This window comes from Neisseria sp. HMSC066H01 (assembly GCF_001837375.1).
GTDB lineage: Bacteria > Pseudomonadota > Gammaproteobacteria > Burkholderiales > Neisseriaceae > Neisseria.
In genome coordinates, this window is the sequence record NZ_KV832195.1 from 311,874 (window position 1) to 321,927 (window position 10,054).

At 47.8% G+C, this 10,054-nt stretch carries 9 protein-coding genes and 1 tRNA gene; 3 read left to right on the forward strand and 7 right to left on the reverse strand.

What is annotated here, in order from left to right:
• Positions 1–43: 43 nt before the first annotated feature.
• From pheT to HMPREF2551_RS08345, 7 genes are all read right to left on the reverse strand, one after another.
• Complete coding sequence (gene pheT / locus HMPREF2551_RS08315; protein ID WP_070838391.1) at positions 44–2,407, reverse strand: phenylalanine--tRNA ligase subunit beta; 2,364 nt, start codon at positions 2,405–2,407, stop codon at positions 44–46.
• Positions 2,408–2,511: 104 nt separating this feature from the next.
• Positions 2,512–3,501 (reverse strand): phenylalanine--tRNA ligase subunit alpha, encoded by a 990-nt coding sequence (gene pheS / locus HMPREF2551_RS08320; RefSeq protein ID WP_003683075.1) that lies wholly within the window; start codon positions 3,499–3,501, stop codon positions 2,512–2,514.
• A gap of 249 nt (positions 3,502–3,750) precedes the next feature.
• A complete protein-coding gene (rplT, locus tag HMPREF2551_RS08325; RefSeq protein WP_003675502.1) occupies positions 3,751–4,110 on the reverse strand; it encodes a 50S ribosomal protein L20 in 360 nt (119 codons plus the stop codon).
• Between the two features lie 12 nt (positions 4,111–4,122).
• A complete protein-coding gene (gene rpmI, locus HMPREF2551_RS08330) occupies positions 4,123–4,320 on the reverse strand; it encodes a 50S ribosomal protein L35 (RefSeq protein ID WP_003675505.1) in 198 nt (65 codons plus the stop codon).
• A 142-nt stretch (positions 4,321–4,462) separates the two neighbouring features.
• Positions 4,463–4,984 (reverse strand): translation initiation factor IF-3, encoded by a 522-nt coding sequence (gene infC, locus HMPREF2551_RS08335; RefSeq protein WP_079453755.1) that lies wholly within the window; start codon positions 4,982–4,984, stop codon positions 4,463–4,465.
• A 17-nt stretch (positions 4,985–5,001) separates the two neighbouring features.
• Positions 5,002–6,915: a threonine--tRNA ligase gene (thrS, locus tag HMPREF2551_RS08340; RefSeq protein ID WP_070838676.1), complete on the reverse strand. Its 1,914-nt coding sequence runs from the start codon at positions 6,913–6,915 to the stop codon at positions 5,002–5,004.
• 52 nt (positions 6,916–6,967) lie between these two features.
• Positions 6,968–7,044 (reverse strand) — tRNA-Val (locus HMPREF2551_RS08345).
• Between the two features lie 236 nt (positions 7,045–7,280).
• Between HMPREF2551_RS08345 and tgt the strand changes: the two genes are divergently transcribed.
• From tgt to HMPREF2551_RS08360, 3 genes are all read left to right on the forward strand, one after another.
• A complete protein-coding gene (gene tgt / locus HMPREF2551_RS08350) occupies positions 7,281–8,396 on the forward strand; it encodes a tRNA guanosine(34) transglycosylase Tgt (protein ID WP_070838393.1) in 1,116 nt (371 codons plus the stop codon).
• An 85-nt stretch (positions 8,397–8,481) separates the two neighbouring features.
• Complete coding sequence (gene hemH, locus HMPREF2551_RS08355; protein WP_070838395.1) at positions 8,482–9,492, forward strand: ferrochelatase; 1,011 nt, start codon at positions 8,482–8,484, stop codon at positions 9,490–9,492.
• 121 nt (positions 9,493–9,613) lie between these two features.
• The gene (locus tag HMPREF2551_RS08360) at positions 9,614–10,012 is read left to right on the forward strand and encodes a c-type cytochrome (protein ID WP_070838398.1); all 399 of its coding nucleotides are present in this window, start codon (positions 9,614–9,616) and stop codon (positions 10,010–10,012) included.
• Positions 10,013–10,054 lie beyond the last annotated feature (42 nt).

Below are 10,054 nucleotides of genomic sequence, written 5' to 3' on the forward strand. Positions count from 1 at the left end.
TCAAATATTATTGGTGATTTTTGACGACAACTTTTATCTTATTTTAAGCGCGAAGCTGTGCATCTTTTTCGGCTGCCGCTTTAATCATTTTCGCAACCAAAGGCTCGATGACTTCATCTGTCAGCGTGTTTTCCATATCTTGCAAAATGATTTTGACAGCAACGCTCTTCATGCCTTCAGGCACGCCCGTACCGCGGTAAACGTCAAACACGCTGATTTCTTGAACCAGCTTGTTCGCCGCCGCTTTCAGGGCATTTAACAAATCATCATGCGTTACAGCCTCAGGCATTACAAATGCCAAATCTCGGCGTGCAGCTTGGAATTTGGATACGGACTGATAACGAGTTTTCTCACGACCCAATACCGCATCCATATCGATTTCAAACACCAGCGGCGCTTGCGGCAAATCATATTTTTGCAGCCATTTCGGATGCAACTCGCCAACAAAACCAACTACTCGGCCGTCTGAAACAATGTTGGCGGCACGTCCAGGATGCAATGCTGGATGTTCGCTCTTAACAAAGGATACTTCCTTGTTTTTCAAAAGGCTCTCAACATCGGCTTTCATATCGTAGAAATCCACGTTTCGTGTTTTCTCGCCCCATTGCTCAGGCAGAACAGAGCCATACCACAAACCGCCGATACGTTCGTTTTGAACAAATTGATCAGCCGAATCTTTGCTGAACACGCGGGCAATTTCAAACACGCGTACACGGTTTTGCTTACGGTTCAAATTGTTTTGCAAAACTTCCACCAAACCGCCGATAAGCGTAGAACGCATGACGGCATACTGCGCCGCCAACGGATTTTGCAGGCGGATAGGATGGGTATTGGCAGCAAAGTCTTGCTCCCATTGCTCATCCACAAACGCATAGCTGACCACTTCGCGGTAACCGCGAGCCGCCATTTCGTTATAAACCGCAAAACGCGGGCGTTTGGTTTCAGGCAAAGCCAACATTTTCAGACGGCCTGAAGTATAGTCGTCGGGAATATTTTCATAACCGTAAACACGGCCGATTTCTTCAATCAAATCGGCTTCGATCTCGATATCGAAACGGAAGCTAGGAGAAGTAACACGGAAGCCTTCTGCAGTTTTCTCAGGCTGCAAGCCCAAGTGTTGCAAGATAATTTCGACTTGCTCGGCAGGGATTTCAACGCCCAATACCGTTTTCAGACGGCCTAAACGCAATTCAACCTGTTTTGCCTCAGGCAATTTTCCTTGTGCTTCAACCATTTCACCGGCTGCACCACCGCAAATCTGCACCACCAATTCGGTAGCACGCTCAATGGCATCAGCTTGCAAGCGGTAATCCACACCACGTTCAAAACGGAAAGAAGAATCCGAACCAAAACCGTATTGACGGGATTTACCGGCAATAATCTCCGGAGCAAACCAAGCAGCTTCCAGTACAATATTTTGCGTGTCGTCTGAAACCGCACTTGCCTCTCCGCCCATCAGACCGGCCAAACTCAACACACCTTTTTCATCAGCAACTACCAGTGTATTGTCGGCCAAAGTAACGGTCTTCTCGTTCAGGCACGCCAACGTCTCGCCATTTTGAGCACGGCGGACAATCAAACTGCCCGATAGCTTGTCGGCATCGAAAACATGCATCGGCTGACCGATTTCCAGCATGACATAGTTACCAATGTCCACCAATGCGGAAATGCTGCGGATACCGCTGCGTTCCAAACGTTGTTTCATCCAATCGGGAGTAGCCGCTTTCGCATTGACATTTTCAATAACGCGGCTGATAAAACGGCCGCAGTCGGTCGGTGCATCAATACGAACGGCCTGTTTTTTCTCACTGCCGATAGAGGCCGTCTGAATTTCAACGGGCGTAAACGCACATTGAGTCAACGCAGAAACCTCACGCGCAATGCCCTTAACACTCAAGCAATCAGCGCGGTTAGGCGTAATTTTCAATGTAAACAGCGTATCGTCCAAATCCAAGTATTCACGGATATTGGTACCGACAGGTGCATCTTCAGGCAGAATGTGCAGACCGTCTACACCATCATCAGGCAAACCCAGTTCATTGGTTGAGCACAGCATACCGTTTGATGGTACGCCGCGCATTTTAGTCGGCTTAATCTTGAAATTGCCCGGCAAAACGGCACCCGGCAGCGAACACGGCACTTTAATGCCCGGCTTGACATTCGGCGCACCACAAACAATCTGAACCAACTCGCCCGTACCGGCATCGACTTGGGTAACGTTCAAACGGTCTGCATCAGGATGTTTCTCAACGGATTTTACTTCGGCAACAACCACGCCACTGAAAGCAGGGGCGGCAGTATCGATTTCTTCCACTTCCAAACCGGCCATGGTCAAAAGATGTTCCAGTTTATCGGCAGAAAGATCAGGATTGGCTTGGGTTTTCAGCCACGAATAAGGAAATTGCATATTATTTTCTCTACTATCAAGCCGTCTGAAACAAATTTTTATCAGACGAAATCAGTAATATCTATTCACTTTTTCAGACGGCCTATCAAAAGACCATCTGAAATTTATTTAAACTGCTTCAAGAAGTTCAAATCGTTATCGAAGAACAAGCGCAGGTCATTGACGTTGTAGCGCAACATGGCAAAGCGGTCGAGACCGATACCGAAAGCGAAACCGGTATATTTCTCAGGGTCGATATTGACGTTTTTCAATACATTAGGATGTACCATACCGCAGCCGCCTACTTCCAACCATTTGCCGTTTTCTCCCATGATGTCGATTTCGGCAGAAGGCTCGGTGAACGGGAAGAAAGACGGACGGAAACGCACTTGCAGGTCATCGCGTTCAAAGAAGCGACGGATAAAGTCAGTAAACACTGCTTTCAAATCGGCAAAAGTGACACCCTCTTCCACCCACAAACCTTCGGCCTGGTGGAACATAGGCGAGTGAGTGGCATCACTGTCCACACGATAAACGCGGCCGGGGGCAATAATGCGGATAGGCGGCTCTTTTTTGTCGAGCATATAGCGGATTTGAATAGGCGAAGTGTGTGTACGCAAAACGTCGCCATTTTCAACATAGAAGGTATCTTGCATCGCACGCGCGGGGTGATTTGCAGGAATATTCAAGGCTTGGAAATTGTGGAAATCGTCTTCGATTTCAGGGCCGTCCGCCACTTCAAAACCCATACCGTGAAACAGCTCAACCACTCGCTGCAAAGTCAAAGTAACTGGATGCAAACCACCATGCTCTTGCGCACGGCCCGGCAGAGTAATATCCAAGGCTTCTGCAGCCAATTGAGCTTGCAGCTTGGCTTCATTCAGGGCATCCCGTTTGGCATTAAAGGCCGTCTGAAACTGATTTTTGCATTCGTTGATGTGCGCACCTATGGTTTTACGCTCTTCAGGAGACATTTGACCCAAAGTTTTCAAAAGTCCGGTCAATTCGCCGGTTTTACCCAGATAGCGTGCTTTAATTTGTTCTAAGGCATTGAAGTCTTGCGCGGCTTCAATAGCGGCAATACCTTCTGCAACGATACGGTTTACATTTTCCATAAGTAGTTTATCGTCTGTTTGTTGATGGCAGGCCGTCTGAAACAACAAAGCCGTCTGTTGGGTTTGATTGCAAACCTGTTCAGACGGCCTTTTGTATTAGTGCGGCCAATCCGTTTGATAAGAGGGGCCTATTTTATCGCAAATCAGTATAAAAAAATAGAGTTTAAAGAAAGAAAATCAACTACATAGAGTTTCTTCTGGAAAAGAAAAAAGGAAGCATAAGCTTCCTTTTTAAATAATCTTATCGAATTAAGCAGCCAAAGCAGCTTTAGCTTTTTCAACCAATTGTGCAAATGCAGCTTTGTCGAATACAGCCAAATCAGCCAATACTTTGCGGTCGATTTCGATAGCAGCGCGTTTCAGGCCGTTCATGAATTTGCTGTAAGACAGACCATTTTCACGGGCACCTGCGTTGATACGAACGATCCACAGTTGACGGAATTGACGTTTGCGTTGGCGACGGTCACGGTATGCGTATTGACCGGCTTTCATTACCGCTTGTTTGGCAACACGGTAAACGTTTTTACGACGACCGCGATAGCCTTTGGCTAACGCGAAGACTTTTTGGTGACGAGCACGAGCGGTAACACCGCGTTTTACGCGTGGCATATTCTAAACTCCTTAAGCGTAGGGCAACATTTTAGCAACAGAAGCCAAATCGCGTGAATCCACCATAGCGGTGCCGCGCAATTGACGTTTAGTTTTAGTGGTTTTTTTGGTCAGGATGTGACTTTTGAACGCATGACCGCGTTTTACACCACCGTTACCCAGTACTTTAAAGCGTTTTTTCGCGCTAGACTTGGTTTTCATTTTAGGCATTGGAAAACTCCATTCGTTATTAGATAAGGTATAAGGGGTTTTGAAATAAATTTCAAACACTTGAAACCCAAAATACCACGGTTTTTGCCGCTAATTAAACCTTATTTCGAGCGGCAATCGAAATAAGCCTTGGATTATAGCTTTATTTTTTCTTAGGCGCAATCATCATCACCATTTGGCGGCCTTCCATTTTAGGGAAGGACTCGATTTGCGCTACTTCTGCCAAATCTTCTTTTACGCGCTCAAGCAGTTGGGCACCCAATTGTTGGTGGGCCATTTCACGACCGCGGAAACGCAATGTTACTTTGACTTTGTCACCATCGGCAAGGAAGCGGTTGATGTTGCGCATCTTGATTTGATAGTCGCCTTCATCTGTACCCGGACGGAATTTAATTTCCTTGATTTGTACCTGCTTTTGGTTTTTCTTGGCTTCGTCGCGCTTCTTGGCTTGTTGGTATTTGTATTTACCGTAATCCATCAGTTTGCATACAGGCGGTTTGGCAGTTGGGGAAATTTCTACCAAATCGACATCTTGCTCTTCGGCCATAGCCAGAGCTTCACGAACTGAAACGACACCAAGCTGATCGCCTGACTCACTGATTAATCGCACTTCTTTGGCGGTAATTTCACCATTGATTCGTGCTTCGCGTTCTTGAGCGATGATGAATACTCCTATAAAAATTAATGATTGACGAGGGCATCAGTGATTTCTTGCTGCAATTGCGCAATAAAATCATCTACATTCAAAGAACCCAAGTCTTCTGCTTTGCGGCGTACCGCAACTTTGTTTTCTTGTTTCTCTTTATCGCCGACAACGATTTGATAAGGGAAACGGTATTGGCTGTTGTCGCGGATTTTGTAACCGATTTTTTCGTTACGCAAATCCAATTCGACACGGAAGCCTGCCGCCTGCAATTTGGCAGCCACTTCGCGACAATAATCTGCTTGGTTTTCAGTGATATTCATAATCACCATTTGAACCGGTGCAAGCCACAATGGGAATGAGCCTGCATGGTTTTCAATCAGAATACCGATGAAGCGCTCCAACGAACCCAAAATAGCACGGTGTAACATTACAGGACGCGCACGGTCGTTGTTTTCAGTTACATATTCGGCATTCAAACGCTCCGGCAATACGAAGTCCAACTGCAGGGTACCACACTGCCAAGAACGACCCAAGGCATCTTTGACATGGTACTCAATCTTAGGACCGTAGAATGCGCCTTCGCCAGGCAATTCTTCCCACTCTACGCCGCAAGCGGTCAATGCATCACGCAGGCCTTGTTCGGCTTTATCCCAAACTTCGTCAGAACCTGCACGTTGCTCAGGGCGGAGGGACAACTTCACAGCAACATCATGGAAGCCGAATTGTTTGTAAATGCGAACCAGCAATTCATTAAATGCGCGTGCTTCATCAACGATTTGGTCTTCGGTACAGAAGATATGCGCATCATCCTGCACAAAACCGCGAACACGCATCAAACCATGTAACGCACCGCTTGGTTCATTGCGGTGGCAAGAACCGAACTCAGCCAAACGCATTGGCAAATCGCGATATGAGCGCAAGCCGTTATTAAAAATTTGCACATGACCCGGACAGTTCATCGGTTTAACCGCGTATTCGCGTTTTTCAGAACTGGTCACAAACATATTGTCTTTATAGTTTTCCCAGTGGCCGGATTTTTCCCAGAAGGTTTTATCCATAATCTGAGGCGTTTTCACCTCTTTATAGCCGGCAGCATTCAGCTCTTTGCGCATATGCTGCTCAATCACTTGCCACAAAGCCCAGCCTTTAGGATGCCAGAATACCATACCCGGCGCTTCATCTTGCAAGTGGAACAAGTCCAATTGTTTACCCAGCTTACGGTGATCGCGTTTTTCCGCTTCCTCGATGCGTTGGATATAGGCTTTTAATTCGTCTTTACTTGCCCAGGCTGTACCGTAAATACGTTGCAACATTTCATTGTTGCTGTCGCCGCGCCAGTATGCGCCTGCCAGTTTGGTCAGCTTGAAGTTTTTCAAGAAACGGGTATTGGGAACGTGAGGACCGCGGCACATATCGACGTATTCTTGATGATGATACATACCCATTGCTTCCACTTCAGGCATGTCTTCAATCAGACGCAATTTGTACTCTTCGCCGCGATCTTGGAAAATTTTGATGGTTTCTGCACGGGGCGTCATCACTTTAATGACGTCGTAGTCTTGTGCAATCAATTCTTTCATGCGCGCTTCGATGGCGGCTACATCATCAGGCGTAAATGGTTTTTCAGTTGCAATATCGTAATAGAACCCGTCTTCAATCACCGGGCCGATAACCATTTTGGCATCAGGGTAGAGCTGCTTGACCGCATGACCGACCAAGTGCGCGCAGGAGTGGCGGATAATTTCCACGCCTTCTTTGTCTTTAGGCGTAATGATTTGAACATGGGCATCTTCGGTAATCGGATCGCAAGCATCCACCAATTTACCGTTAACCTTGCCTGCTACCGTTGCCTTTGCCAAACCTGCACCGATAGACGCTGCAATTTGCGCCACGGTAACGGGTGATTCATATTGGCGGACCGAACCGTCCGGCAAGGTAATGTTCAACATCAGAAAGCTCCAAAACATTAAAAAATAACGGCATAAAGCCGTTATGGAAATTTGGTAGGCACAATTGGACTCGAACCAACGACCCCCACCATGTCAAGGTGGTGCTCTAACCAACTGAGCTATGTGCCTTCATCTAAGTCGCTTATTGTAACGAAGCGTGTTCCCTTTTGCAAGCATCTGTAAATACTTTTCAGACGGCCTGGATATTTTTGTTTGATTTATGCCTCATTTTTATTTCTTCTATTATTCAGGCCGTCTGAAGCATTGTTTTGACAAAGATAAAATCCAGCCGTCAACCAACGAAAAATCCTTTATAATCTGCCCTTTCATTTCGCACACACGCGAACGTCCAATCTATTATTACTATGCTCAAATTTACCTTACACAAAAAAGACGGTCATGCCCGACGCGGCACTTTGGAACTGAACCACGGCAAAATCGAAACGCCTGTATTTATGCCGGTCGGCACTTACGGTTCGGTCAAAGCGATGAACCCGCAAAACCTGCATGACATCAAAGCACAAATCATCTTAGGCAACACTTACCATCTGTGGCTGCGCCCAGGCTTGGAAGTCATCGAACAATTCGGCGGCCTGCACGAATTTATCGGTTGGGATAAGCCGATTTTGACCGACTCAGGCGGCTTCCAAGTATTCTCGTTGTCCGACATGCGCAAGCTGACCGAAGAAGGTTGTACATTCCAAAGCCCGATCAACGGCGACAAACTATTCCTCTCGCCCGAAGTGTCGATGAAAATCCAAACCGTGTTGAATTCCGACATCGTGATGCAGTTGGACGAGTGCACTCCTGGTGAAGCAACGCACAGCCAAGCGCAAAAATCGCTGCAAATGAGCTTACGCTGGGCGGAGCGAAGCAAAAAGGCTTTTGAAGACCTGAAAAACCCAAATGCGCTGTTTGGCATTGTACAAGGCGCGATGTATGAAGATTTGCGCGAAGAATCACTGAAAGGTTTGGAAGAACTCGACTTCCCCGGCCTGGCCATCGGCGGCTTGTCCGTTGGCGAACCCAAGCCCGAAATGTACCGCATGTTGCGCGCCGTCGGCCCTATCCTACCGGAACACAAGCCACATTACTTGATGGGCGTCGGCACGCCTGAAGACTTGGTGTACGGTGTGGCGCACGGCGTGGATATGTTCGACTGCGTCATGCCCACCCGCAATGCGCGTAACGGCTGGCTGTTTACCCGTTTTGGCGATTTGAAAATCAAAAATGCCAAACACAAACTCGACAAGCGTCCGATTAATGAAAGCTGCACCTGCTACGCCTGTCAGAATTTCAGCCGCTCCTACCTTCATCATCTGCACCGAGTCGGCGAAATCTTGGGCGCACAGCTCAACACCATCCACAATCTGCACTTCTACCAAGTCATCATGGCAGAAATGCGCGAAGCCATCGAACAAGGCAAATTTGCTGATTGGCAAGCGCAATTCCATGAAAACCGCGCCCGTGGTGTGGATTAATCCTTTTAAAGGCCGTCTGAAACCAGGTTTTGATTCAAACTACTTTTCAGACGGCCTCAATATTCATCATTAATAAAGCACAACCATGTCCCGTTTCCATACCGAACCGCCCTTAGCCTACACCGCACAAAACCGTACAGCCGTCCTGCTGCTCAACCTCGGCACGCCTGACGCGCCGACGGCTGCCGCAGTCAAGCCTTACTTGAAAGAATTTCTTTCTGATCAACGTGTTGTCGAACTACCCAAGCTCTTATGGCAACCGATATTGCGCGGCTTGGTATTGACCTTTCGCCCCAAAAAAAGCGCGCATGCCTATGAAAAAGTTTGGTTTAAAGAAGGTTCGCCGCTTGAGGTTTACACACACCGCCAAGCAGAAGCCCTAGCCAAACATTTGCCCGATGTCATCGTCCGTCATGCCATGACTTACGGCAACCCAAGCGTTGCCGATGTTTTGGCGGAACTCAAAACCCAAGGCGTGGGCAAATTGCTGGTCATTCCGCTCTATCCGCAATATGCCGGTTCTTCTACTGGCGCAGCCTTGGACAAAGTGTTTCAAGAGTTATTGCTGCAACGCAACCAAATGAGCGTCCGCACTGTTTCCCGTTACTACGACGATGCCGCTTATATCCAAGCCATGAAGCAGCACATTGAAGCCTATTGGGCCCAAAACGGACGCGGTGAAAAACTGATGTTGAGTTTCCACGGCATTCCGCAAAAGCATCACGACGACGGCGACCCCTATCCTGACGAGTGCCACCATACCGCCAAGCTGTTGGCGCAGGCATTGGGCTTGTCCGAACAAGAATACATCGTTTCTTTCCAAAGCCAGTTTGGCAAATCCCAATGGATCAAGCCCAGCACGCAAGCCCTGTTTGATCAGCTACCGAAACAAGGCACGACCAAACTCGACGTATTCTGCCCCGGCTTCCTGGCCGACTGCCTCGAAACCATGGAAGAAATCGCCATTATGGGACGCGAACAATTCCACGCCGCAGGCGGCAAAGAATACCGTTACATCCCCTGCCTCAACGATTCCGCCGACTGGATTGCCGCACTTGCACAATTAAGTCGGGCCAATCTGCAAGGCTGGATTTGACCTAAACCAAAGGCCGTCTGAAAAATCTACTTTCAGACGGCCTTTAGCGTTATCATCAAGCTATTAAAACGCAAACCAAGCGTGTGGCCATCAAAAACACCACTCAAAAAAGGAACACATCATGACTGCACTCCGCCCTATCCTCATCCTTCTAACTGCGCTCAGCATTCCAACTGCTTTTGCCGCTGATGCCGCGCTGATGAGCAAAGGACAAAAAATTTACGAAACCAACTGCGCTGCCTGCCACGGTAAAAAAGGTGAAGGCCGGGGTGCCATGTTCCCGCCTTTATTCCAGTCCGACTATATCAACAAAAAACCGCAAGTCCTGTTGCAAAGCATGACCAAAGGCATCAACGGTCCGATTAAAGTAAACGGCAAATCCTACAATGGCTTTATGCCTGCTACCGCCATCAATGATGCCGATGTTGCCGCCGTTGCCACTTACATCATGAACGCCTTTAATAATGGCGGCGGTACGATTACTGAAGCAGATGTCAAAAAATCTCACGGGAAAAAATAAAACGTCTCTCCCTAAAGGCCGTCTGAATATTTCAGACGGCCT

Excerpts from the sequence above, each read along its gene's own strand:
- hemH (WP_070838395.1), top strand. The coding sequence starts at position 8,482 with ATGTCCCGTTTCCATACCGAACCGCCCTTAGCCTACACCGCACAAAAC.
- pheT (WP_070838391.1), bottom strand. The coding sequence starts at position 2,407 with ATGCAATTTCCTTATTCGTGGCTGAAAACCCAAGCCAATCCTGATCTT.
- rpmI (WP_003675505.1), bottom strand. The coding sequence starts at position 4,320 with ATGCCTAAAATGAAAACCAAGTCTAGCGCGAAAAAACGCTTTAAAGTA.
- pheS (WP_003683075.1), bottom strand. The coding sequence starts at position 3,501 with ATGGAAAATGTAAACCGTATCGTTGCAGAAGGTATTGCCGCTATTGAA.
- HMPREF2551_RS08360 (WP_070838398.1), top strand. The coding sequence starts at position 9,614 with ATGACTGCACTCCGCCCTATCCTCATCCTTCTAACTGCGCTCAGCATT.
- tgt (WP_070838393.1), top strand. The coding sequence starts at position 7,281 with ATGCTCAAATTTACCTTACACAAAAAAGACGGTCATGCCCGACGCGGC.
- rplT (WP_003675502.1), bottom strand. The coding sequence starts at position 4,110 with ATGCCACGCGTAAAACGCGGTGTTACCGCTCGTGCTCGTCACCAAAAA.
- thrS (WP_070838676.1), bottom strand. The coding sequence starts at position 6,915 with ATGTTGAACATTACCTTGCCGGACGGTTCGGTCCGCCAATATGAATCA.